The sequence below is a fragment of the Kribbella sp. NBC_00889 genome (assembly GCF_045207705.1).
Classification (GTDB): Bacteria; Actinomycetota; Actinomycetes; order Propionibacteriales; family Kribbellaceae; genus Kribbella.
Map to the genome: position 1 here is coordinate 952,220 of NZ_CP108783.1, position 23,113 is coordinate 975,332.

General features: G+C 68.8%; 24 protein-coding genes and 1 tRNA gene. 18 read left to right on the forward strand and 7 right to left on the reverse strand.

The genetic code is table 11. From position 1 onward, the window contains the following. The first annotated feature begins 11 nt into the window (after positions 1–11). A complete protein-coding gene (locus OG817_RS04825) occupies positions 12–623 on the forward strand; it encodes a TMEM175 family protein (protein WP_406052417.1) in 612 nt (203 codons plus the stop codon). On the opposite strand, the gene OG817_RS04830 is transcribed toward OG817_RS04825, so the two are convergent. From OG817_RS04830 to OG817_RS04840, 3 genes are read right to left on the reverse strand one after another with little or no spacing between them, the layout of a single operon-like run. Then, a complete protein-coding gene (locus tag OG817_RS04830) occupies positions 616–2,193 on the reverse strand; it encodes a carboxylesterase/lipase family protein (RefSeq protein ID WP_406052418.1) in 1,578 nt (525 codons plus the stop codon). The genes OG817_RS04825 and OG817_RS04830 overlap by 8 nt on opposite strands. Positions 2,194–2,250: 57 nt before the next feature. Then, complete coding sequence (gene cobF, locus OG817_RS04835; RefSeq protein WP_406052419.1) at positions 2,251–3,021, reverse strand: precorrin-6A synthase (deacetylating); 771 nt, start codon at positions 3,019–3,021, stop codon at positions 2,251–2,253. A 10-nt stretch (positions 3,022–3,031) separates the two neighbouring features. Beyond that, positions 3,032–3,565, reverse strand: a complete 534-nt coding sequence (locus OG817_RS04840; protein WP_406052420.1) for a hypothetical protein — start codon at positions 3,563–3,565, stop codon at positions 3,032–3,034. Positions 3,566–3,716: 151 nt separating this feature from the next. Here OG817_RS04840 and OG817_RS04845 point away from each other — a divergent pair, with 151 nt between their 5' ends. Next, positions 3,717–4,817 carry a hypothetical protein gene (locus OG817_RS04845; protein ID WP_406052421.1) on the forward strand — a complete coding sequence of 367 codons (1,101 nt, stop codon included), beginning with the start codon at positions 3,717–3,719 and terminating at the stop codon, positions 4,815–4,817. On the opposite strand, the gene OG817_RS04850 is transcribed toward OG817_RS04845, so the two are convergent. The 3 genes from OG817_RS04850 to OG817_RS04860 are packed head-to-tail and all read right to left on the reverse strand — an operon-like array spanning position 4,818 to position 6,994. Next, on the reverse strand, positions 4,818–5,447 hold the full coding sequence (locus OG817_RS04850) for a maleylpyruvate isomerase family mycothiol-dependent enzyme (protein ID WP_406052422.1): 630 nt from the start codon (positions 5,445–5,447) through the stop codon (positions 4,818–4,820). Between the two features lie 33 nt (positions 5,448–5,480). After that, positions 5,481–6,668, reverse strand: a complete 1,188-nt coding sequence (locus OG817_RS04855) for an RNA polymerase sigma factor (protein WP_406052423.1) — start codon at positions 6,666–6,668, stop codon at positions 5,481–5,483. After that, on the reverse strand, positions 6,665–6,994 hold the full coding sequence (locus OG817_RS04860) for a YciI family protein (RefSeq protein ID WP_360446535.1): 330 nt from the start codon (positions 6,992–6,994) through the stop codon (positions 6,665–6,667). The genes OG817_RS04855 and OG817_RS04860 overlap by 4 nt, the downstream gene beginning before the upstream one ends. Positions 6,995–7,140: 146 nt before the next feature. Between OG817_RS04860 and OG817_RS04865 the strand changes: the two genes are divergently transcribed. The 8 genes from OG817_RS04865 (at position 7,141) to OG817_RS04900 (ending at position 12,904) form a co-directional block, all read left to right on the forward strand. Further along, on the forward strand, positions 7,141–7,518 hold the full coding sequence (locus OG817_RS04865; protein WP_406052424.1) for a VOC family protein: 378 nt from the start codon (positions 7,141–7,143) through the stop codon (positions 7,516–7,518). Between the two features lie 154 nt (positions 7,519–7,672). Continuing rightward, positions 7,673–9,169, forward strand: coding sequence for a glucose-6-phosphate dehydrogenase (gene zwf, locus OG817_RS04870; protein WP_396393768.1), 1,497 nt, complete (start codon positions 7,673–7,675; stop codon positions 9,167–9,169). Positions 9,170–9,269: 100 nt separating this feature from the next. Beyond that, positions 9,270–9,503 (forward strand): hypothetical protein, encoded by a 234-nt coding sequence (locus tag OG817_RS04875; RefSeq protein WP_131356142.1) that lies wholly within the window; start codon positions 9,270–9,272, stop codon positions 9,501–9,503. Beyond that, positions 9,503–11,245, forward strand: coding sequence for a fumarate reductase (quinol) flavoprotein subunit (gene frdA / locus OG817_RS04880; protein WP_406052426.1), 1,743 nt, complete (start codon positions 9,503–9,505; stop codon positions 11,243–11,245). Before OG817_RS04875 ends, frdA begins: the two co-directional genes overlap by 1 nt. Positions 11,246–11,247: 2 nt before the next feature. After that, entirely contained in the window at positions 11,248–11,991 is a 744-nt protein-coding gene (locus OG817_RS04885; protein ID WP_396393770.1) for a succinate dehydrogenase/fumarate reductase iron-sulfur subunit, read from the forward strand. Next, the gene (locus OG817_RS04890) at positions 11,988–12,368 is read left to right on the forward strand and encodes a fumarate reductase subunit C (protein WP_406052428.1); all 381 of its coding nucleotides are present in this window, start codon (positions 11,988–11,990) and stop codon (positions 12,366–12,368) included. Before OG817_RS04885 ends, OG817_RS04890 begins: the two co-directional genes overlap by 4 nt. Further along, on the forward strand, positions 12,365–12,718 hold the full coding sequence (frdD, locus tag OG817_RS04895; protein WP_396393772.1) for a fumarate reductase subunit FrdD: 354 nt from the start codon (positions 12,365–12,367) through the stop codon (positions 12,716–12,718). Before OG817_RS04890 ends, frdD begins: the two co-directional genes overlap by 4 nt. 54 nt (positions 12,719–12,772) lie before the next feature. Next, positions 12,773–12,904 (forward strand): DUF6338 family protein, encoded by a 132-nt coding sequence (locus tag OG817_RS04900; protein ID WP_406057383.1) that lies wholly within the window; start codon positions 12,773–12,775, stop codon positions 12,902–12,904. Between the two features lie 280 nt (positions 12,905–13,184). On the opposite strand, the gene OG817_RS04905 is transcribed toward OG817_RS04900, so the two are convergent. Then, positions 13,185–13,256, reverse strand: a tRNA-Arg gene (locus OG817_RS04905). A gap of 215 nt (positions 13,257–13,471) precedes the next feature. Here OG817_RS04905 and OG817_RS04910 point away from each other — a divergent pair. From OG817_RS04910 to rho, 8 genes are all read left to right on the forward strand, one after another. After that, positions 13,472–13,657, forward strand: a complete 186-nt coding sequence (locus OG817_RS04910; protein ID WP_131356108.1) for a PspC domain-containing protein — start codon at positions 13,472–13,474, stop codon at positions 13,655–13,657. A gap of 46 nt (positions 13,658–13,703) precedes the next feature. Then, positions 13,704–14,234: a hypothetical protein gene (locus tag OG817_RS04915; RefSeq protein WP_406052431.1), complete on the forward strand. Its 531-nt coding sequence runs from the start codon at positions 13,704–13,706 to the stop codon at positions 14,232–14,234. A gap of 85 nt (positions 14,235–14,319) precedes the next feature. Further along, on the forward strand, positions 14,320–15,978 hold the full coding sequence (gene argS, locus OG817_RS04920; protein WP_406052432.1) for an arginine--tRNA ligase: 1,659 nt from the start codon (positions 14,320–14,322) through the stop codon (positions 15,976–15,978). Beyond that, complete coding sequence (lysA, locus tag OG817_RS04925) at positions 15,975–17,381, forward strand: diaminopimelate decarboxylase (RefSeq protein ID WP_406052434.1); 1,407 nt, start codon at positions 15,975–15,977, stop codon at positions 17,379–17,381. The genes argS and lysA overlap by 4 nt, the downstream gene beginning before the upstream one ends. Beyond that, positions 17,378–18,670 carry a homoserine dehydrogenase gene (locus OG817_RS04930; protein ID WP_360446547.1) on the forward strand — a complete coding sequence of 431 codons (1,293 nt, stop codon included), beginning with the start codon at positions 17,378–17,380 and terminating at the stop codon, positions 18,668–18,670. The genes lysA and OG817_RS04930 overlap by 4 nt, the downstream gene beginning before the upstream one ends. A 3-nt stretch (positions 18,671–18,673) precedes the next feature. Then, positions 18,674–19,750 (forward strand): threonine synthase, encoded by a 1,077-nt coding sequence (gene thrC, locus OG817_RS04935; RefSeq protein ID WP_360446548.1) that lies wholly within the window; start codon positions 18,674–18,676, stop codon positions 19,748–19,750. Next, positions 19,750–20,682, forward strand: coding sequence for a homoserine kinase (gene thrB, locus OG817_RS04940; RefSeq protein ID WP_406052436.1), 933 nt, complete (start codon positions 19,750–19,752; stop codon positions 20,680–20,682). The genes thrC and thrB overlap by 1 nt, the downstream gene beginning before the upstream one ends. A gap of 337 nt (positions 20,683–21,019) precedes the next feature. Beyond that, on the forward strand, positions 21,020–23,089 hold the full coding sequence (rho, locus tag OG817_RS04945; RefSeq protein WP_406052437.1) for a transcription termination factor Rho: 2,070 nt from the start codon (positions 21,020–21,022) through the stop codon (positions 23,087–23,089). Positions 23,090–23,113 lie beyond the last annotated feature (24 nt).

The window sequence follows — 23,113 nt, forward strand, 5'->3', positions numbered from 1 at the left end:
TGTTGTCGGCCGTGAGTACGACGAGGAACCCGGACCGGCTGGTCCTGTTCAGCGACGCGGTCGTCGCCATCGCCATCACCCTGCTGATCCTGCCGCTGGTCGAGGTGGTCACCGAGTCCAAGGCGGACGGGCTGGACGCGCCCGAGGTGATCACCGAGCACTGGCCCCAGCTGTTCTCGTTCCTGCTGAGCTTCGTGGTGATCGCGAACTTCTGGCTCGGCCACCACCGGGTGTTCGAGCACGTCCGCGCGTACACCTCACCGATGATGCGGCTGAACCTCGCCTGGTTGCTCACGATCGTGTTCCTGCCCTTCCCGACCGAGATCGTGGGCACCTACGAGAGCGACCGGTTCACCGCGGGGCTCTACACCGGGACGATTCTGGTGCTCAGCATCTGCCAGTCGGCGCTCACCTGGATGATCCACGGGCATGCGGAACTCGAGAACCCGGACAACCCGGTCGGCACCCGGGAACTGGTCGGCTCCCTGGCGCTGACCGGGTTGACGCTGATCGCCTTCCTGCTCGCGACCCTCGTCCCGGGGGTCAAGTTCTACGCGCTGCTCCTGCTGATCCTGTCCCCGGTGGTAGTGCGGATCTGGGACCTGGTGCGGAAGGTCAGCTGATCCCGGCCCAGAAACCGCAGTGGTGCTCGGCGCTGAGGTTCACCGCCTGGATGCCGGTCTGGTCCGTGGGAGCCAGTGAGAGCCCGGTGACGGTGCGACTTGTGGTCGGGGACCAGTGCGGCCGGCCGGGGCCGTTCGGGTTGCTGCTGCGGACGAACGCTGTCCAGTAGTCGATCATCTGGTTCGACAGCTGCTGCTGGGGCTCCGGGAAGGGGAAGTCGTAGTTGCCGAGGCGGAAGAGGTACGGCAACTCCGCGGCGTGGATGGCGCCCAGTCCGTCGTCTGCGAGGGGCGAGTGCTTGTCTGCGAACTCGTACGCGAACACCGGCACGCTGCCGGCGGCCTGCTGATCGCTGGCGATCTGGGTGCAGGACCAGATCCGGTCCGTGGTGACTGCAGTCCACGCCGCCGCGGCGGACTCGTACCGGTTGAGCGGGTACTCACGCAGTACCTTCGCTGCCTGCCGTGCGCCGACCATGTTGGTCACCAGTTGCGGGTAGTTCTCGGCCGTGACGTCGCCGAAGGCAACCAGCCACGCTGCGGCCTCGTCGTGGTTGTTGCCGGACAGGACCGGCACGCGGTGGAACAGTCCGGCCTTCAGCGCCTTGGCGGGGCTCAGTGGCATCGTCGCAGTGCCGCCGTACGCGACCTGGGTGAACTGGAGCATGTCCTCGACCAGTACGTCGGACTTCGCGGACCGGAGGCAGGCGAGCATGGACTGGCCGGGTGTGCAGCCGAGCTTGTCCTTGTTGCCCTCGGCCCATTCCTTGCCGTTGGCCTGGACTCTGCTCACCGGGATGAAGGGGGCGTCGGCCGCCTGGCCCGGGTACTGGCTGTTGTCGTCCCAGTTGAAGGTGCACGAGCCGCTCTGCATGATCGCCTTCGCGAACAGGCCTGTCGCGGTGGGGGAGGTGAGCTGCGCGCACACGCTCATGCCGCCGGCTGACTCACCGGCCACTGTGACGTTGCGCGGGTCGCCACCGAAGGCTCGCGCGTTCCGCTGCACCCAGCGCAGTGCTGCCTGCTGGTCCTGAAGGCCGTAGGTGCCGGACCCCGGCAGGCCCGGGTAGCCGAAGAACCCGAAGATGCCGAGGCGGTAGTTGATCGTCACCACGATCACATCGCCACGGGCGGCCAGCTTGGACGCGCCGTAGTTGTAGCCGGCGCCGGAGAAGAAACCGCCGCCCGGAATCCACAGCAGCACGCCTCGCGGCTTCGCTGACTTGGCCGCGGGGGTCGTGACGTTCAGGTAGAGGCAGTCCTCGGCAGACGCGCCGTCGGGCACTTCCGGGTTGGCCTGCTGCGGACACGGGTTGCCGATCTTGGACTGCCGTACGCCGTCCCACGGCTTCGCGGGTTGCGGGGCCTTCCACCGCAACGGCCCGACCGGCGGAGCGGCGTACGGGATCCCGTTGTAGACCAGCGCATCCCCGACGGCCGAGCTCTGCACGAGCCCTGCATCCGTCCGTACGACGGTCGGTTCCGCAGCCCCACTGGGCTGCGCCGCACTCACCAGAAGAGCGGCCGGAGCAAGCCCGCCCGCAAGTATCGCCAAGAGTCTCTTCGTCATACCCGAAACCCTCGGCGCAACCCCCCACCCGCCGCGTCGGCCCGAAGTCCAGACCGCCTACACCTTTGGTTTAACTGCTCTGCGCAACAGGTAGGTGTCCATGATCCAGCCCTTGCGGTCGCGGGCTTCGGCGCGGGCCTTCTCGATCTCGGGTGCGACCTCGCGGAGCGGGCCGGAGATGAGGAGCTCGTCCGGGGTCCCGAGGTACGCGCCCCAGTAGATCTCGGCGTCCTCATCGACGTACGACGTGAACGCCGTCTGCGCGTCCAGCATCACGACCACGTCGTCCACGTCCTCCGGCCAGGCCTTCGCGAGTCGCCGGCCGGTGGTGATCTGGATCGGCCGGCCGACCTGGTTGAGCCCGACCCGGTGCCGAGCGGCCAGCGTCGACACACTGCTGATCCCGGGAATCACCTCGACCTCGAACGCCAGGTCGCCGCGAGCCAGGATGTCATCCAGAATCGCCAGCGTGCTGTCGTACAGCGACGGATCGCCCCAGACCAGAAACGCGCCCACCTCATCCTCACCGAGGTTCGCCGCGATCAGCTCAGCGCACACATCGGCCCGGCGCCGCCGCCAGTCGTCAACGGCTTCGACGTACGCCGAGGTGGTCCGATCCCGCTCGGGGTCGCGGCCGACTGCGACCCGGTATTCCTTGTCCGTGGCGTACCGGCGCAGGATCTCCTCGCGCAGGTCCACGAGCTCCTGCTTGACCTCGCCCTTGTCCAGCACGAAGAACACGTCGACCCGGTTCAGCGCCGCGACGGCCTGCATCGTCACCTGCTCCGGATCGCCCGCACCGACCCCGATCACCACCATCTCCCGCATGCGCGGCAGCCTAGACGTCCGGGAGCGAGACCAGCGAAAGGGTCAGGCGTTCCTTGCCGGGCTGCTCCTGAAGGTGGGGTTCGAGGAGGGCGTTGAGGCCCTCGCGAAGAGTGGCGAGATCGTCGGCGTCGACGTACAGGGCGAGTTGGCTGTAGCCCAGCTGATCGAGCCGCGGGTAGAGGTCGCCGCGCTCGACGAAGCGGTCGAAGTCGGCGGCGAGCCGGGTCAGCATCAGCAGGAATGCCTGCCGGTGCTGCTCCGGCGTCATCGCGCGCGCCTCCCGCTCGTCGATCCGCCCGACCTTCGTCTGGTCCAGCGACAGCGTGCGCTCCGTCGTACCGCGGACCCGCCGCTCGCGCACCACGGTGAGATAGCCGGCCTCGATCAGTACGGCGACGTGCCGGTAGAGGCTCGTGGCCGCGACGTCCGGCAGGTCGTGCTTGAGCTCGGTGGTGGTCAGCTCGCGGCCGAGCACCCGCTGCACGATCCGCCAGCGGACCGGGTGCAGCAGCAGATCCGCCACCGGCGTCGGCGACTCCTTCATGGCCAGGCCTCCATTGATCCCAACTTTGGTAATAATATATCGAACGGAAGCATCCGCCCTCGACCGAGGAGCCTGTGCAGGCAGGGCCCGGGAGAGCACACTGAGCTCAACCGCCCCTGAAGTTGGCCGACAGGGGAGGAGCGCAGTCGTCATGGCTGTGTGGTGGGGGAATGCGTGGAAGATCGTGCTCGTCGCCATGCTGGTCGCTGCGGCAGGTGGCTGTGGTGAGAAGCAGACCGACGGGGGCGGGACCGCGTCGGACGTGGTCCGGATGCGCAGTGTGAGCGAGGAGAGCGGCACCTCCGAGACCTACGAGGTCATCGCCGATCAGAGCGGGAGATACCGGCTCACGGCGGTCAGCGGTCCGGATGCCGGGGTTTTCCAGGTCTGGGACGGGAAGGCCCTGCTGATGCATCTTCCGGATGAGTCCCCGCAGTACCAGCGGTACGAGAATCCCGATCGAAACGAGATTCCCGTCGCCACGTGGTTCTACCGGCCCGACAGCGACGAGTTCCAGCGGTTCTGTCCGGGAGCGGAGAAGCTGGGCACCAAGACGCTGTTCGACCGGACCGCGGTTCGCTACCACTGCGACGAGGTGGTGCCTGGCGAGACCGATCCAACCGAACCTCGGGAGGCGCGAGAGATCGCGCTCGACGAGACGACCGGCCTGCTCATGGCCGACGGCACGGACTCCCCGACGGAGGTCACCTTCGGCGTCGATACCAAGCCGAACACGTTCTCCACTGAGGTGCCGGCGGGCGCCGAGACGTTCTCGACGACCGAGCCGCCGGGTGGCGAGGAGGAAGAAAAGCAGGGGATGTACCCCGCCGAGCTTCCGGCCGTCGGTGGTGGCTTCATCAACACGGCCCTGTACGCCGGCAGTCCGTACGTCGTCGTGTCGGGACCGGCGGACGGGATCCGCGCCACACTCGCCCGGGTGCTGCCGATGACGCGCGCCGGCAAACCGGCCGTGGTGGGCTTCCTCTTCGCAGCTCCCGATGAGGATTGGAAGGGCTCGCTGCTCAACCCCGAGGACGAAAAAGCCCTTGTCGACTCGATCCTGAAGGCGGCGGGAACGTTCCCCGCCCCGGTCGGCGTCGACATCAAGGGCGCGGCGGCGGCGTCCTTCGCGAGCAGCCCGACGGACGTGACGATCGCGCTCGTGACGGCCGCCGGTCCGTTCGCGCACGTGACGCTGGCCAGCGACGTGTCCGACGCCGACCTGCGCAAGTGGATCGCCGAACTGTCCTGATCAGTGGGTGACTGCTGTTGTGAAGCGGGCGGCTGCTGGGCCGGTGAGGTGGCCGGGAGGGAGTGAGCGGCCGGACAGGATCAGGAGCAGGTCCTGAGCCGCGCCGGTGAGGGGTTCGCCGGTGCCGAAGGTCCAGTCCAGGTCGGTCGCGCGGAGCTCGATGCCGGTGAGGTCGACGCCGAAGTACTTGAGCTGGCGTGGCTTCAGGTCGCCGAGGATGTGGCGCAGCCGGTCGGCCGGCACAGTCCGGTCGATGCCGAGGGCAACGGTGATGTCGAGGCCGTGGATCACGTCGTGGGACAGCGCGCCCTCGTACCCACCGCCCGGCGGCTTCCACCCGTGGTCGACGTTGTCGCGCAGGCAGGCCGTCAGCTCCGCCGCGCTCAAGGTCGCCGCGTCACGCCGGGCGGCCAGATCGGCGTACCGATCGAACCTCCCGCGCGCCTTCACCATCCCCAGCAGGAACTGCGGTGTGGAGTAGCGGAACGGCATGGTGATGTGGGCAACGACCTCGCGCACCCGCCAGCCCTCGCACAGGCTCGGCTTGTCCCAGTCGTCCGCGGGCAGACCGGCGAGGACGCCGGCGAGGTCGGTCCGCTCACCCGCGATGGCCGCTCGGATGTCAGTCATGAGCAATCTCCTTTCGTCCCACCGACGAACGGATCAGGCCCGGACAGACACCTCACTCAACCTTCTGCGCAGAAATTGGCGCTCCGCATCCGTCCCGGCCAGTTCGATCGCCTCCCGGTACGCCGCTGCCGCCTCGGACCAGCGCCCGAGGCGCCGGAGGAAGTCCGCTCGGGTCGCCGGGAGCAGGTGATAGCCGGTCAACGGACCCGCGGCCAGGTCATCCACCAGCCGCAGCCCCACGCCTGGCCCGTCGGCCATGCCGATGGCGACGGCGCGATTGAGCGCGACCACCGGCGTCTGCTTGAGCTGTCCGTACAGTGCCGCGATCTGCGGCCAGTCCGTGTCGGCCGCCGTCCGCGCGGTGGCATGACAAGCGGCGATCGCGGCCTGCACCTGATACGGCCCCGGTGCACCGCGGCGGAGCGTCGCCTCGAGAAGTGCCTCGCCCTCGGCGATCAGATCGCCGTCCCACCGAGTCCGGTCCTGGTCTTCCAAGGTGATCAGCTCGCCGTCGGCCGTCAGGCGGGTCTCACGGCGCGCGTCGTGGAGCAGCATGAGGGCGAGCAGTCCGGCGGCCTCCGGCTCGTCCGGCATGAGCTGCACGAGCAGCCGCGTCAGCCGGATCGCCTCAGCACTCAGACTGCTGCGGACGACATCGGAGTACCCCTCGTTGAACAGCAGGTAAAGGACAGCCAGTACTGCGGGCGTCCGCTCGGGCAGGAGATGCGACGGTGGGACTCGGTAGGGGATGCCGGCGTGCTGGATCTTCTGCTTGGCCCTGGTGAGTCGCTTGGACATAGTTGTCTCCGGCACCAGAAACGCCCGGGCGATCTCCGCCGTACTGAGTCCCGCCAGCGTCCGCAGTGTCAACGCGACCCGGGCCTCCATGGCCAGCGCCGGATGGCAGCACGTGAACATCAACCGCAGCCGGTCGTCCGGTACGTCGTACGGCGGGTCAGGCTCGTCGGTCATCGCAGCCACCTCCTGCAGTTTGGCGGTGCCGACCGCTTCCCGGCGTAGCCAGTCGACCGCCCGGTTGCGTGCGGTGGTGGTCAGCCAGGCACCAGGCTTGTCCGGTACGCCGTCCCGCGGCCAGCGCTCCAGGGCCGCGGCGAATGCCTCCTGCGCGGCCTCTTCGGCGAGCTCCCAGTCACCGGTCACGCGGATCAGGGTGGCGACCACCTGGCCCCACTCCTGCCGGTAGATCTCCTCGAACGTCACCTCACCCCCGGCGGTGGCTCCAGCACCGGCCGGATCTCGATGGTGCCGTAGCCCGCCGCCGGGTGCTTGGCGGCGATCTCGATCGCCTCGTCCAGGTCGGCACAGTCGATCAGCACGAAGCCGCCGATCTGCTCCTTGGTCTCCGCGAACGGGCCGTCGGTGAGCAGCAGTTCGTCGTTGCGGACCCGGACGGTCGTCGCCTCCGCCGGCGGCCGCAGCCCGGCACCGCCCGCGACCACGCCGCGTTGCTCCATCTCCTCCGACCAGCCGCCGCAGCCGTCGTTCGCATGCGACTCGTCACCACAGATCATCAGCAGGTACTTCATGGTCCTCCTCCACAGCCGGTCTCACCCCACCGACGAACGGTCCGGACGGAAACAGACAGCTCCACCGTAGTTCGTCCAGACCTGGCTCAAACGACCTGCCGGGACTAGCGTCGGCAGCAGTGGACCACCCGGGGAGGGGAATGGCTATGACCGGCCGAATTGTGCACTTCGAGGTTCCGTACGACGACGGTGAGCGAGCGCGAACGTTCTACCGCGAGGCGTTCGGGTGGAACCTGATGGAGATGCCCGACATGGACTACACGATGGCCTCGACCGGACCGGTGGACGAGCAGGCGATGCCGTCCGAGCCCGGCTTCATCAACGGCGGCATGTTCCAGCGCACGGCGGAGCTCACCCGCCCGGTGATCACCGTCGACGTGGCCGACGTGGACGCCGCGCTGAAGACCGTGGAGAGCCTCGGCGGCAGGCAGGTCGGCGAGAAGATGGCCGTCGGCGACATGGGCTTCGCCGCGTACTTCGAAGACCCCGAAGGCAACGTCCTAGGACTCTGGCAAACCGCCTGACGCCTCGAGGGGGTGTCTCCCGATCCCGCGCCTACTGCGCGGCACTCGGCGGGCACCTGCTCGCGACGGCGCGGGATCGGGAGACACCCCCTAGCGTCACCTCAGGCACCTACACTGCGGATGTTGGCTCCGGTGGCGTCCGTGGGAGGACTGAATGCCTGACCGTACCCAGACCATCGCGTATCCGGCACCGGGGTCGAGGCCGTCGCGGCGCGACCCGGCGCCGCTGGCGCCGCACGTGATCGTGCTGTTCGGCGCGACCGGTGACCTGGCCAAGCGCAAGCTGCTGCCCGGTCTGGCGTATCTGCAGCAGTCCAAGTTCGCTCCTGACGTACGGATCATCGGGTCGGCGACCGAGGACCTAACCGCGGACGAGTTCCGGGCCCGGGCGCGCGACGCGGTGGAGAAGTTCGGCACGCACCGGATGAGCGACGCGGAGTGGGCGCAGTTCGCCGACCGGCTCGACTACGTGCCGGTGACCGCCGGCCCCGAGGCGCTGGCCGCCGCGGTCAAGTCGGCGGAGGCGCTGCTCGGCCCTGACGCCTGCCGGCTGCACTACTTGTCCGTGCCCCCGAAGGCGGCCCAGTCCGTGATCGCGATGCTGCGCGACGCGGACCTGGTCGACCATGCGCGGGTGGTGATGGAGAAGCCGTTCGGCGACGACCTGGCCAGCGCGATCGACCTGAACGACTTCGTGCACGAGACCTTCGACGAGTCGCAAGTGTTCCGGATCGACCACTTCCTCGGCAAGGAGGCGGCGCTCAACATCCTCGCGTTCCGGTTCGCGAACGGGTTGTTCGAGCCGATCTGGAACCGCAACTTCATCGACCACGTGCAGATCGACATCCCCGAGTCGCTCGGGCTGGACCAGCGGGCCACGTTCTACGAGCCGACCGGCGCGTTCAAGGACATGGTCGTCACGCACGTACTGCAGGTGCTGTCCTTCGTCGCGATGGAGCCGCCGACCGCACTGGAGCCGCGGGCGATCTCCGAGGAGAAGAACAAGGTCTTCCGCTCGATGCTGCCGATCCAGACCCAGGACGTGGTCCGCGGCCAGTACGGCGGCTATCGCAACGAGGACGGGGTCGCGCCGGACTCCGACACCGAGACCTTCATCGCGATGAAGGTCGGCATCGACAACTGGCGCTGGGCCGGCGTGCCGTTCTACCTGCGCACCGGCAAGCGGATGGCCGAAGGCCAGCGGATCATCTCGATCGCCTTCAAGGAGGCCCCGAAGACGATGTTCCCGGCCGGCTCCGGCGTCGGCTCGCAGGGACCGGACCACCTGACCTTCGACCTGGCCGACTCGTCCCGGGTCTCGCTGTCGTTCTACGGCAAGCGCCCCGGTCCGGGGATGAGGCTGGAGAAGCTCTCGATGCAGTTCTCCACCCAGGAGACCGAGAGCGCGGGCGACGTACTCGAGGCGTACGAACGCCTGATCCTCGACGCCATGCGCGGCGACCACACCCTGTTCACGACCGCGGAAGGCATCGAGTCACTCTGGGACCGCTCGGCCCTGCTGCTGGACGATCCGCCGCCGGTGAAGCCCTACCAGCCCGGCACCTGGGGCCCGAACGCGATCCACCAGTTGATCGCGCCCCGAGCCTGGCGTCTCCCCTTCGAACGCGAATGGCGAGAGCGCAAGCAGTAGTTCTTCCCGGCGACTCAGGCATTGCCGCCGCGAAAACCTAGGCGCACTATCGAGGCGTGATGTAGGTCACAAACACCTCGAGCGGTTAGGGGGTAGGAGGATGACCGGGACGAAGACCCACCTCACGGGGGAGCGGGCGCCTTGTGGGCGGCTCGGCGATGCGGACCGAAGCCAGGAGGACGACTTCGAGGGCTTCCGGCTCGACGACATGCACTACGCCTGCGGCTGCCGGCACATGCAGCACGAGTTCCATGACGGGAGTGTGCGGATCCGGACCGTCCGGCACGACGGCAAGGTCCTGTCCGACGAGCACAGCGGCGAGCACGAGGCCTGATGACCACCTTCCATGACGTCGTGGTCATCGGGGGCGGCGGCGCCGGGCTGCGTGCTGCCATCGCGGTAGCCGAGACGAACCCTGCACTGCGGGTGGCGGTCGTGTCGAAGGTCTATCCGATGCGCAGCCACACGGTCTCGGCGGAGGGTGGCGCCGCGGGCGTTGCCGCCGACGACGACAGCCTCGACGAGCACGCGTACGACACGGTGTCCGGCAGCGACTGGCTCTGCGACCAGGACGCGGTCGAGGCGTTCGTCGCCGAGGCACCGCGCGAGCTGCTCCGGCTCGAGCACTGGGGATGCCCGTGGAGCCGGCAGCCCGACGGACGGATCGCGGTCCGGGCCTTCGGCGGCATGAAGAAGAAGCGCACGTGGTTCGCCGCCGACCGGACCGGCTTCCACCTGCTGCACACGCTCTTCCAGACCGCGCTCTCGTACTCCGACATCGTCCGGTACGACGAGTGGTACGTCACGAAGATCCTGGTCGACGACGGCCGCGCGTACGGCGTGGTCGCGATCGAACTGGCCACCGGGCGGATCGAGACCATCACCGCGAGCACGGTGATCGTGTGCACCGGCGGGTGCGGACGCGTCTACCCGTTCACCACGAACGCGAACATCAAGACCGGCGACGGCATGGCGCTGGCGTACCGGGCCGGTGCGGCGCTGAAGGACATGGAGTTCGTGCAGTACCACCCGACCGGCCTGCCGTTCACCGGCATCCTCATCACCGAGGCCACGCGGGCCGAAGGCGGCTGGCTGCTGAACAAGGACGGCTATCGCTACCTGCAGGACTACGACCTCGGTACGCCGTCGCCGACGCCGGTCATGCGCAGCATGGAGCTCGGCCCACGGGACCGGTTGTCCCAGGCGTTCGTCCATGAGGTGGAGAAGGGCCGGACGACCGATACGCCGTACGGACCGGTCGTCCACCTGGATCTGCGGCACCTGGGCGCGAAGCTGATCGACGCCAAGCTGCCGTTTGTCCGCGAGCTGTGCACGAACTACCAGAACATCGACCCGGTGAAGGAACTGGTGCCGGTGCGGCCGGTGGTGCACTACATGATGGGCGGGATCCACACCGACCTCCGGGGCGCCACGTCGCTCGAGGGCCTGTACGCCGCCGGCGAGGTGGCCTGTGTCAGCATCAACGGCGCCAACCGGCTGGGGTCGAACTCGTTGCCCGAGTGTCTGGTGTTCGGCACCCGCGCCGGCCGGGCCGCCGCGGTGTTCGCCGGCCGCTACCGGGTCGCCGTACCCGAGGCTGTGCTGGCGCAGGGCCGGGACGAGGAGCGGCGGCTGTCCGGGGAGTTGGCCCGGCGTGCCGAGGGTCATGAACGGATCGCGGACATCCGCACCGAGATGCAGACCACGATGGAGAACGGCGCCGGGATCTATCGCGACGGCGACTCGCTGGCCAAGGCGGAGCACCGGCTGGCCGAGCTGCGGCTGCGGTACCAGCACGCGGCGATCGACGACCACAGCACGAACTTCAACACCGAGCTGATCGCATGGCTCGAGCTGGGCTTCATGCTCGATGTTGCCGAGAGCATCATCGCCTGCGCGCTCCGCCGGGAGGAGTCGCGCGGCGCACACCAGCGCACCGACTTCCCGGCTCGCGACGACGATCGTTTCCTGGCGCATTCGCTGGTAAGCCGTCAACCGGACGGCACCGGCCGCGTCACCTACCTGCCGGTGACCATCACCCGCTGGCCGCCGGGCGAACGCGTGTACGGGAGGTAGTGATGGCAGACGAGATCACCCTCGAGGTCGCGCGCTTCCGGCCTGGGGTGGACACCGAACCGGTCATGCAGTCGTACCAGGTTCCGCTGCGTGAGCAGTGGGCGGTCCTGGACGGCCTGAGCTACATCAAGGACCATCTGGACGGCACGCTGTCCTTCCGGTGGTCGTGCCGGATGGGCATCTGCGGCAGCTGCGGGATGACGGTCAACGGCGATCCCCAGCTGAGCTGTGCGACCTTCCTCACCGACTACGCGCCCGGACCGATCCGGATCGAGCCGCTGCACAACTTCCCGGTGATCCGCGATCTGGTCGTCGACATCGGCGACTTCATGGACAAGCTGCCGACCGTCAAGCCGTGGCTGGTCCGGGATGTGCACAGCCCGCTCGAAGAGGGCGAGTACCTGCAGACACCGGAGGAAATGGAGGACTACCAGCAGTTCAGCATGTGCATCAACTGCATGCTGTGCTACTCGGCCTGCCCGGTGTACGCCCTCGACCAGGACTTCGTCGGACCGGCGGCGATCGCGCTCGCGCAGCGCTACAACCTCGACTCGCGGGACGAGGGTGCCGACGAGCGGCTCGCCGTCCTGTCGTCGCCGGAAGGGATCTGGTCCTGCACCTTCGTCGGCGAGTGCAGTGCCGCGTGTCCGAAGGGCGTGGACCCGGCGGGCGCGATCCAGCGGTACAAGCTGACCGCGGCGACCCAGGCGATCAAGGGCCTGCTGATGCCGAGGAGCCGGCGGTGAGTGTGTACGAGCGGCCGGTCCACCTGTTGTGGTGGCTCGAGCGCCGCTCCTATCTGCTCTTCGTGCTCCGCGAGTTGAGCAGCGTGTTCGTCGCGTGGACGGTGGTCTACCTCCTGCTGCTGGTCAACGCGGTCAGCGACGGGCCGGCGTCGTACGAGCGGTTCCTGGACCGCAGTGGCGAGTGGTGGATGGTCGCGATCAACGTGATCGCGATGCTGTTCCTGCTGCTGCATGTGGTGACCTGGTTCGGGCTGGCGCCGCGAGCCATGGTGGTGAAGGCGCGCGGGCGCCGGGTGCCGGCGCGGCAGATCGTTGCCGCGCACTACCTTGCCTGGTTGGTGCTGTCGGCAATCGTCGCGTGGCTGGTGCTGCGATGAACCACCGCCGCTCGCCCGAACCGTTGCTGTGGATGCTGTTCAGCTCCGGCGGCATGGTTGCGGCGTTGATGCTCCCGATCCTGCTTTTCCTGTTCGGCGTCGCGTTCCCGCTGGACTGGCTGACACCGCCGACGCATGCGCACCTGTTCGCCGTACTGCACAATCCGCTGACCCGGCTGGTGCTGTTCGGCCTGTCCGTCCTGGCCTTCTTCCACTGGGCCCACCGCTTCCGCTACACCCTCTACGACGGCCTACAGCTCAAGCGCTACGCCGTACCAATCGTGATCCTGTGCTACGGCGGCGCGGTCGTGGGATCCGTCCTGGCCGCCGCACTCCTGCTGACGGTCTGACCCGACTGGTGGTGTCCAAGCAGTAGCCTCAGTCGAGTGGGAACGCCCTCGACCGTGCTTCAAGTGGCGCTGCTGGCCCTGTTCGTGCTGCCAGGGATCACGTATCAGTTTCTCCGCGAACACTGGCGCGGCCCGGTCCCCTTCACCCGAGAGCCCAAAACAGTACTACGAGCAACCACCCAATAACCCACCGCACCCGCACTATCCACACCAACCACAGCCCCGAACGGAGCCGCAGGCACCACAGCAACCACTGCCGCAACACAGCCGTAGGCACAGCAACCACCGCCGTAGGCACCCACAGCAACCTCCCGCCGGAACCGTTGGCACCCACAGCAACCACCGCCATGGGGGGTCCGGGGGGCGAAGCCCCTCCGGGCGGGGTGTGGGGGTCGCACCCCCACAAAACACGACGGGCGATCCACAGCTCGCGCACTCCGCGAGCATGAATCGCCCAGATCGTCCGCGCCCCCGGCAGGATTCGAACCTGCGCACCCGCCTCCGGAGGGCGGTGCTCTATCCCCTGAGCTACGGGGGCTCAGGAACGTGCAGAACAGTAGCAGGAAAGTGCGTGGAGTCCCGAATCGGGTGCGCTCCGCGCGGCGCCCGGCGTACCGGGCCCAGGTGGGTCACCGAGCTGGGTGCCCGGGGCACCCTGAGCGGACCCTGGATCGCCGGTGTGGAGGGATCGACTCGGGCGGATTCGGAGTCATAGTGGTGGTAAGTCCATCTGTGGAAAGGAAACCTGAACTCATGGCTAGCACACTGGTTCGCCCGTCGAGCGGTCGCTGGATCGGCGGTGTCTGTGCCGGACTGGCCCGCAGGTTCGGTATCTCGGCCAACACGATGCGGCTGATCTTCGTGGTCAGTTGTCTGCTCCCGGGCCCGCAGGTCCTGATCTATCTGGTGCTCTGGATCCTGATGCCGTCGGAGTACTGACCCCGACGGTCCGCACTCCCGGTGCCCCATGGCAACCTGGCTCGTCATGAGAGCAGGCAGGTGGCGCCGGGCGGGTGCGACGGCGGCCGCCCTGCTCCTCGTGACGAGTGTGGCCGGCAGCTGCCAGGTCGGTCCCGCGCCGCCCGGTCCGGCCGAGATCCGGACCGGTCCGCCGCCGTGGGACGCGCCGCGTGACGGGGTGTCGTACATCGACAAGGCGGGGTTCGAACGTCTCCCGCTCGACTTCTCCGGCCCATCGCCGTACACGGTGAGGATCGCGGTCTCGGTCGACGGCAAGGCGGTGCAGGTGCCGGCCGGAGTCGGCGTCGACCGGGTCCGCGCCGAGCAGGCCGCCGTACATACGCATAGCGCGGACGGCCTGGTGTACGTCGAGGCCAAGACGACCGCCGAGCGTCCCACTCTCCAACAGTTCTTCACCCTCTGGGGCGTCAAGTACGACGGCAGCTGCCTGGCAGACGCCTGCACCACCCTCACCGTCACCGCCAACGGCAAACCCGTCCCGTGGGACGCCGAACTAACCTCCAACACCCAATTCCAGATCACCGCGACCCACTGACAGTGATGGCCTGGCTGTCCCGGGCGTGTACCGGGCTGTGGATGGTGAGTCAAGGGTTTCGGGGCGGGGCCATTAGGCTGAGGCGGTGACTCCGGAACAGCTCGCTGCGAAGATCCTCCAGGCCCTGGCCGCGCTCGCCGACGACGGGACCATCACCGTCGAGGGCGGGCTGCCGCGCGAGCTGAAGGTCGAGCGGCCCAAGAACCCCGAGCACGGGGACTACGCCACCAACGTCGCCATGCAGCTGGGCAAGCGCGCCGGGCTGAACCCGCGCCAGTTCGCGGAGCTGCTGGCCGGCAAGCTGCAGGACGACGACGCTATCACCGCGGTGGAGATCGCCGGTCCGGGCTTCATCAACATCCGGGTCGCGGCCGACGCCCAGGGCAAGATCGCGCAGGCGATCGTGGACGCGGGCCCGGCGTACGGCGGTTCCGACAGCCTGCACGGCCAGACGGTGAACCTGGAGTTCATCTCGGCCAACCCGACCGGCCCGCTGCACCTCGGCCACACCCGATGGGCCGCCGTCGGCGACGCCCTGGCCCGGGTGCTGACCGCGGCCGGCGCGAAGGTCAGCCGCGAGTTCTACATCAACGACCGCGGCGCCCAGATGGACAAGTTCGGTGCCAGCCTGCAGGCCGCGGCCCACGGCGAGCCGATCCCCGAGGACGGCTACCACGGCGAGTACATCCTGGATCTCGCCAAGCAGATCGTCGCCGAGGTCCCCGGAATCACCGACCTCCCCGCCGACGAGCAGGTGGTCGCCTTCCGCGAGGCGGGGTACGAGCGCCAGCTGAAGGAGCAGCAGGCGCAGCTCGAGCACTTCCGGACCAAGTTCGACGTCTGGTTCTCCGAGCGCAGCCTGCACGAGCAGGACGGTGTCGGCCACGCGATCGAGAAGCTCCGCGAGCAGGGCCACCTGTACGACGCCGACGACGCGCTGTGGATGCGGACCACGGACTTCACCGACGACAAGGATCGCGTCCTGATCCGCTCGAACGGCGAACCGACGTACTTCGCCTCCGACGCGGCGTACTACGTGAACAAGCGCGAGCGCGGCTTCGACATCTGCATCTATATGCTCGGCGCCGACCACCACGGGTACGTGAACCGGCTGAAGGCGATCGCGGCCTGTGCCGGCGACGACCCCGAGCACAACATCGAGATCCTGATCGGCCAGCTGGTGAAGATCCTCAAGGGCGGCGAGGAGATGCGGCTGTCCAAGCGGGCCGGCACCATCGTCACGCTGGCCGAGCTGGTCGAGGAGGGCGGCGTCGACCCGCTGCGGTACACGCTGTGCCGCTATCCGGTCGACTCGCCGCTGACGCTGGACATCGAGGAGATGACCCGCCAGGTCAGCGAGAACCCGGTGTACTACGTGCAGTACGCGCACGCCCGTCTCGCGTCGATCCTGCGCAACGCGGACGAGCTCGGCATCAAGCTGGACGAGTTCGAGCCGGGCCTGCTGAGCCACGAGCGCGAGGGAGACCTGCTCCGCGCGCTGGCCGAGTTCCCACGGATCGTCGCGACCGCGGCGGAGCTGCGCGAGCCGCACCGGGTCGCGCGCTACCTGGAGGACACCGCGTCCGCCTTCCACAAGTTCTACGACAGCTGCCGCGTGCTCCCGCGCGGCGACGAGGAGGTGGAGCCGGTGCACAAGGCTCGCCTGACCCTGGTCGGCGCGACCAGGACTGTGGTCGCCAACGGGCTGGACCTGCTCGGCGTCTCCGCACCGGAGCGGATGTGAGGGCGCACGAGGCGGGGGCCCTGCACGCGCAGGCCGGGCACCGCGGGCCCGCCTGGCTGAGCACCCCGCGCGACGTCAACGACCTGGTCCCGCAGCTGTGGTCGTCCACGGCGAAGAAGTCCGGCGAGGGCTCGCTGGTGATCGGCGGTGTCGACCTCCGCGACCTGGTCGCGGAGCACGGCAGCCCGGCGTTCGTGCTGGACGAGGACGACTTCCGCGCCCGCGCCCGCGCGTTCAAGCACGCCTTCAAGGACTTCGACGTGTACTACGCCGGCAAGGCGTTCCTGTGTACGACGGTCGTCCGGTGGGTGATGGAAGAAGGCCTGAACCTGGACATCTGCAGCGGGGGAGAGCTGGCCGTCGCGCTCCGCGCCGGCGCCGACCCGAAGCGGCTCGGGTTCCACGGCAACAACAAGTCCGAGCAGGAGCTGGCGCGGGCGCTCGACGCCGGCGTCGGCCGGATCATCGTCGACTCGCAGCACGAGATCACCCGGCTGATCGAGCTGGCCCGGGAGCGGAACACGACCGCACCGGTGATGATCCGGGTCACCGCGGGCGTCGAGGCGCACACCCACGAGTACATCGCGACCGCGCACGAGGACCAGAAGTTCGGCTTCTCGATCACCTCCGGTGCCGCCTTCGAAGCCGTTGCCCGGGTCAACGAAGCGCCGGAGCTGGAGCTGCTCGGCCTGCACTCGCACATCGGCTCGCAGATCTTCGACTCGTCCGGGTTCGAGGTCGCCGCGAAGCGCGTGATCGCCTTGCACGCAAGGGTTTCCGAGGAGCTCGGCGTGGACATGCCGGATCTCGACCTGGGTGGAGGTTTCGGCATCGCCTACACCACCCAGGACGACCCGTCGGACCCGGCGCAGCTGGCGACCGAGCTGGGCAAGATCGTCGAGCACGAGTGCCGCGCCTTCGAGGTCGAGGTGCCGAGGGTCTCGATCGAGCCCGGCCGCGCGATCGTCGGCCCGGCCATGTGCACGGTCTACTCGGTCGGCACGGTCAAGGAGGTCGAGCTCGACTACGGCGCCTCCCGGTCCTACATCTCGGTCGACGGCGGGATGAGCGACAACATCCGCGCCGCGCTGTACGACGCCGACTATTCCTGCACGCTCGCCAACCGGTACTCCGACAGCGAGCCGTCGCTGGCCCGCGTGGTCGGCAAGCATTGCGAGTCGGGTGACATCGTGGTCAAGGACGAGTTCCTCCCGTCGGACGTGCGGCCGGGCGACCTGATCGCCGTACCGGGGACGGGTGCGTACTGCCGGTCGATGGCGAGCAACTACAACCACGTACCGCGGCCACCGGTGATCGCGGTGAAGGACGGTCACACGCGGGTCGTCGTACGCCGAGAGACCGAAGACGACCTGCTGGCACTCGACATGGGGGCGGACGCGTGAACGAGAAACCCTTGAAGGTCGGCCTGCTCGGTTGTGGCGTGGTCGGAACCGAGGTCGTGCGGATCCTGACCGAGCAGGCTGATCACCTTGCCGCCCGGGTGGGCGCCCGGCTGGAGATCGCCGGCATCGCGGTACGCCGGGCCGGTCGCGAGCGGGACATCGCCGTCGACCCGTCCCTGGTCACCACCGACGCGCAGGCCCTGGTGTCGCGCGGCGACCTGGACCTGGTGATCGAGGTGATCGGTGGGCTGGAGCCGGCCCGCGGGCTGATCCTGTCCGCACTCGAGCACGGCGCGTCCGTGGTCACGGCGAACAAGGCACTGCTGGCGGAGGACGGCCCGACGCTGTTCGCGGCCGCGGAGAAGTATCAGCGCGACCTGTACTTCGAGGCCGCCGTAGCCGGGGCGATCCCGATCCTTCGGCCGCTGCGCGAGTCGCTCGCCGGTGACGACGTGACCCGGGTGATGGGCATCGTCAACGGCACCACGAACTACATCCTGGACAAGATGGACAGCACCGGCGCCGGGTTCGACGAGGCGCTGGAAGAGGCCCAGGCGCTCGGGTACGCCGAGGCCGATCCGACTGCGGACATCGAGGGCTTCGACGCGGCCGCGAAGGCGGCGCTGCTGGCGAGTTTGGCCTTCCACACCAGGGTTTCCATCGCCGACGTGCACCGCGAGGGCATCACCGACGTGACCGCGACGGACATCGCCTCGGCCCGCGAGATGGGCTGTGTGGTGAAGTCGCTGGCGATCTGTGAGCTGGACGAGACGACCGACTCGGTCAGTGCCCGGGTGTACCCGGCGATGATCCCGGCGAACCACCCGCTCGCCTCCGTCCGGGACGCGTACAACGCCGTCTTCGTGGAATCCAAGGCAGCCGGGCAGCTGATGTTCTATGGTCGTGGTGCCGGCGGCGCCCCGACGGCCAGCGCAGTCCTCGGGGATCTTGTGTCCGCCGCGCGCAACCGGCTCAAGGGTGTGCCGGGGGTCGGCGAGTCGTCGTACACCCAGCGGGCCGTGCGGCCGATGGGTGACGCGGTGACCCGCTATCACGTGTCGCTGGACGTGGCCGACAAGGCCGGTGTGCTGGCGGCGGTGGCCCACGCCTTCGCTGAGCACGACGTGTCGATCCAGACCGTCCGCCAGGAGGGCCGGGGGAGCGACGCACAGTTGGTGGTGGTCACCCACACCGCGACCGACGCCGCATTGTCCGCAACCGTGGAGACCCTGCGCGACATGGACATCGTTCGTGAAGTCAGCAGTGTGATGCGGGTGGAAGGCGGATAAGGGATGGCTCAGCAGCGGCCTCATCAATGGCAAGGCGTGATCGAGGAGTACCGGGACCGGCTGCCCGTTTCGGCGGACACTCCCGTGGTCACGCTCGGCGAGGGCGGGACGCCGCTGGTGGCCGCGCAGTGGCTGAGCGAGCAGACCGGATGTGAGGTCTGGCTCAAGGTCGAGGGCAACAACCCGACCGGCTCGTTCAAGGACCGCGGCATGACGGTTGCGATCTCGCTCGCCGCGCAGGCCGGTGACAAGGCCGTGGTGTGCGCGTCGACCGGCAACACCTCGGCGTCGGCCGCGGCGTACGCCGTCCGGGCCGGGCTGGTCCCGCTGGTGCTGATCCCAGCCGGCCGTATCGCGAAGGGCAAACTGGCGCAGGCCATCGTTCACGGGGCCCGGCTGGTGACCATCGACGGCGGCTTCGACGACTGCCTGCGGATCGTCCGCGAGCTCGGCAAGCACTACCCGGTCGCGTTGGTGAACTCGGTGAACCCGGTCCGCCTGGAGGGCCAGAAGACCGCGGCCTTCGAGGTGTGCGACGCGCTCGGCGACGCACCCGACCTGCATCTGCTCCCGGTCGGCAACGCGGGCAACATCGCGGCCTACTGGAAGGGCTACCAGGAGTACGCCAAGGACAAGCTGGCCTCGCGGACCCCGCAGATGTGGGGTTTCCAGGCCGAGGGTGCGGCCCCGATCGTGCGCGGCGCGATCGTCGAGAAGCCGGACACCGCCGCGACCGCGATCCGGGTCGGGAACCCAGCGTCCTGGACGCTGGCCGAGGCCGCCCGGGACGAGTCCGGCGGCCGCATCGAGATGGTCACCGATGAGCAGATCCTGACCGCACAACGTGAGCTCGCCGCCCGCGAGGGCGTGTTCGTCGAGCCGGCGTCGGCGGCCGGTGTCGCCGGATTGCTGCACGCGAAGGCGAACGGATGGCTGCACGGCGGCTCGACCGTCGTGATCACTGTCACAGGCCATGGCCTGAAGGACATCGACACGGCGCTCGATCACGCGAAGGTGGACGAGTCCCCGGTCACACCCCCCGACACCGACGCCGTCGCGCGCGTCGCCGGCCTCGCCTGATGCCGGACCAGGTCCGGGTCCGGGTGCCCGCGACCAGCGCCAACCTCGGCCCGGGCTTCGACGCGTTCGGCTTGGCCTTGACCCTGTACGACGACCTGGTCGTGACGCCCGGTGGATCCGGGGTGACTGTCGAGGTGACCGGGTCCGGTGAGGGCGAGGTGCCGCTGGACGAGTCGCATCTGGTGGTCCGTTCGATCCGTGCCGGCCTGGATGCGTTGGGTGTGCCGGTGCCCGGATTCACGTTGCGGTGCGAGAACCGGATCCCGCACGGCCGCGGGCTCGGGTCGTCCTCGGCCGCGATCGTCGGCGGACTCGCGGCGGCGTACGGGCTGGCCGGCGTACCGGTGGATCGCGATCGGATCGTCGTACTGGCGAACGAGATCGAAGGGCATCCGGACAATGTGGCCGCGGCCGCACTGGGTGGATTCACGATCGCGTGGACCGAAGGGGACGCCGGACGGGCGATCAGGTTGGACCCTGTGGACGGGCTCGCCGCGGTGGCCTATGTACCCGACAATCGCGTTCTGACAAAGGAGGCGCGCGGATTGTTGCCTGGCGTTGTTTCCCACAGTGACGCGTCCGCGAATGCGGGGAAAGCTGCATTGTTGGTCGCCGCGATGACAACGCGCCCGGAGTTGTTGCTGATCGCGACCGAGGATCGCCTGCATCAGGAGTACCGCGAGCCCGCGATGCCGGAGAGCCTGGCGCTGGTGCACAAGTTGCGGGGGAGCGGACTGGCCGCGATCGTCAGCGGTGCCGGCCCGACGATCGCCGTACTGGGCCGCCCAGCTGAAACCTCTGCGCCGGCAGGTAAAGCCGCAGGTCAGCCCGCATTCTTCCGCGGTACGCCGGACGCACCGGACGGCTGGACGCGGTACGACCTGGCCATTGATCCAGTCGGCGTACAGGTCTGGTCGATGGAGTCCGGATAGCGTGCCGGGGCCGAAGGGGAATGATCGGCAATTCACACACGTTGTACCCCTCGAGTCAGCAGAACGACCCACAGTGGTGCTAGTCTCGACTCACCCGATCCCCTCCAGGTGATCGGTGAACTCTCGCCACGATCCGGGCTGTGCTCCCGGCACCCTGTGTTGTGTGGCGACCCTCCTGCGGACTGATCTTGCGCCGCCTGCGCCGGAAACGTCCGGAGGGACTCAGATCGAGCGAGAGCCTCTTGATACCCACGTCGCCGTTTCGTCGGTCGTGGGTGATGATTCCGGGCGATGAGCCTTTCAGGGACATCGTCCATCCGTGTGGGAAGGACCTCACGTGACAGAAACTGTTGAAGCCTCCAGCGGAGCCGGTACGTCACCGGCCCCGGGTACTGACGCCGCGGCCACCACCGCCACGCGTCGCCGGAAGGCCGGAGGCGGCCTCGAGGGCATGCTGCTCCCCGAGCTCAAGCAGCTCGCCGGGACGCTGGGCATCAAGGGCACCGGCGCGCTGCGCAAGGGCCAGCTCATCGAGGCGATCAAGGCCGCCCAGGCCGGTGGCTCCACGGGCGGTTCGCGCCCGAAGTCGAGCCAGCCGACCCTGGACGAGGGTGCCGCCGAGGCGCCCACGGCCGACGCCCCGGCCGCTCGCGCCGGGCGGGCCGAGAAGCGCGAGGGTGGCAGCCGCCGGACCCGCGCCGCGGCCGAGAAGACCGTCGGCCAGAACGGTGCCGGCCAGTCCGGTGCCGACCACGCCACGGCAGCGCCGGTCGCGGTCGAGGCGCCGGCCGCGCAGGCTCCGGCGCAGGACAGCACCGCGCAGAACGGCTCCGCCCCGGTCGAAGCGGCCGAGCCGAAGTCGGCCGAGCCGAAGGCCGAGCAGGGCGGTGAGAGCCGCAACCGTGACAACCGCGACGGTGACCGCAACCGCGACCGGAACCGCGACAACACCCGGGACGGGAACCGCGACGCGAACCGTGACCGGGACAGCCAGAACCGTGACGGCAACCGCGACCGCAACCGGGACACCCAGACCCGGGGTGGCCAGGACCGCGACAACCAGCGGGACAACCAGCGGAACCGGCAGGACCAGACCGACCGCGGCGAGGACGGCGAGGGCCGTCGCCGGCGCCGCCGGGGCCGCGACCGGGACCGGGACCGCACCCGGGAGACCCAGAGCGGTCGCGACAGCAGCCGGAACCGGGGCCGCGGCGAGCGGTTCGACCCGGAGCCGACGATCAGTGAGGACGACGTCCTCGTCCCGGCCGCCGGCATCCTCGACGTTCTGGACAACTACGCGTTCGTCCGGACCAGCGGCTACCTGCCCGGCCCGAACGACGTGTACGTCGCGCTGTCGATGGTGAAGCGCTACGGCCTGCGTAAGGGTGACGCGATCACCGGTGCGGTGAAGCAGCCGCAGGAGGGTGAGCGCAAGGAGAAGTTCAACCCGCTGGTCCGGATCGACACCGTCAACGGTGCGGACCCGGAGATCGCCAAGCAGCGGCAGGACTTCAACAAGCTGACTCCGCTGTACGCGACCGAGCGGCTGCGGCTGGAGACCGAGCCCGGTGTGCTCACCACCCGGATCGTCGACATCGTCAGCCCGATCGGCAAGGGCCAGCGCGGCCTGATCGTCTCGCCGCCGAAGGCCGGTAAGACGATGGTGCTGCAGGCGCTGGCGAACGCGATCACCACGAACAACCCCGAAGTGCACCTGATGGTGGTGCTGGTGGACGAGCGGCCCGAAGAGGTCACCGACATGCAGCGCACCGTGAAGGGCGAGGTCATCGCGTCGACGTTCGACCGTCCGGCCGACGACCACACCACGGTCGCGGAGCTGGCGATCGAGCGGGCCAAGCGGCTGGTCGAGCTCGGCCACGACGTCGTCGTACTGCTCGACTCGATCACCCGGCTCGGGCGGGCGTACAACATCGCTGCACCGGCCAGCGGCCGGATCCTGTCCGGTGGTGTGGACTCGTCCGCGCTGTACCCGCCGAAGCGGTTCTTCGGTGCGGCCCGCAACATCGAGGACGGCGGCTCGCTGACCATCCTCGCGACCGCGCTGATCGAGACCGGCTCGAAGATGGACGAGGTGATCTTCGAGGAGTTCAAGGGCACCGGCAACATGGAACTGCGGCTGCGCCGCGAGTTCGCCGACCGGCGCATCTTCCCGGCCATCGACGTGGTCGCCTCCGGCACCCGCCGCGAGGAACTGCTGATGAGCAAGGACGAGACCACCGTGGTCTGGAAGCTCCGCCGGGTGCTGTCCGCGCTCGACGGCCAGGCCGCCCTGGAGCTCCTGATCGGCAAGCTCAAGGAGAGCAAGTCGAACATCGAGTTCCTGCTCCAGGTCAACAAGACGACCCCGTCGGCCGGCGGCGCCCGCAGCACCGACGACGGGAACTGAGAAGCAGTCGATTACCAGTTTGCC

Coding starts and splice junctions, on each gene's coding strand:
- cobF (WP_406052419.1), bottom strand. CDS start 3,021: ATGCGGGAGATGGTGGTGATCGGGGTCGGTGCGGGCGATCCGGAGCAG.
- thrC (WP_360446548.1), top strand. CDS start 18,674: ATGGCTCAGCAGCGGCCTCATCAATGGCAAGGCGTGATCGAGGAGTAC.
- thrB (WP_406052436.1), top strand. CDS start 19,750: ATGCCGGACCAGGTCCGGGTCCGGGTGCCCGCGACCAGCGCCAACCTC.
- OG817_RS04840 (WP_406052420.1), bottom strand. CDS start 3,565: ATGAAGGAGTCGCCGACGCCGGTGGCGGATCTGCTGCTGCACCCGGTC.
- OG817_RS04885 (WP_396393770.1), top strand. CDS start 11,248: ATGGCAGACGAGATCACCCTCGAGGTCGCGCGCTTCCGGCCTGGGGTG.
- frdA (WP_406052426.1), top strand. CDS start 9,503: ATGACCACCTTCCATGACGTCGTGGTCATCGGGGGCGGCGGCGCCGGG.
- OG817_RS04910 (WP_131356108.1), top strand. CDS start 13,472: ATGGCTAGCACACTGGTTCGCCCGTCGAGCGGTCGCTGGATCGGCGGT.
- OG817_RS04860 (WP_360446535.1), bottom strand. CDS start 6,994: ATGAAGTACCTGCTGATGATCTGTGGTGACGAGTCGCATGCGAACGAC.
- OG817_RS04875 (WP_131356142.1), top strand. CDS start 9,270: ATGACCGGGACGAAGACCCACCTCACGGGGGAGCGGGCGCCTTGTGGG.
- OG817_RS04845 (WP_406052421.1), top strand. CDS start 3,717: ATGGCTGTGTGGTGGGGGAATGCGTGGAAGATCGTGCTCGTCGCCATG.
- OG817_RS04915 (WP_406052431.1), top strand. CDS start 13,704: ATGAGAGCAGGCAGGTGGCGCCGGGCGGGTGCGACGGCGGCCGCCCTG.
- OG817_RS04830 (WP_406052418.1), bottom strand. CDS start 2,193: ATGACGAAGAGACTCTTGGCGATACTTGCGGGCGGGCTTGCTCCGGCC.
- OG817_RS04850 (WP_406052422.1), bottom strand. CDS start 5,447: ATGACTGACATCCGAGCGGCCATCGCGGGTGAGCGGACCGACCTCGCC.
- zwf (WP_396393768.1), top strand. CDS start 7,673: ATGCCTGACCGTACCCAGACCATCGCGTATCCGGCACCGGGGTCGAGG.
- frdD (WP_396393772.1), top strand. CDS start 12,365: ATGAACCACCGCCGCTCGCCCGAACCGTTGCTGTGGATGCTGTTCAGC.
- OG817_RS04865 (WP_406052424.1), top strand. CDS start 7,141: ATGACCGGCCGAATTGTGCACTTCGAGGTTCCGTACGACGACGGTGAG.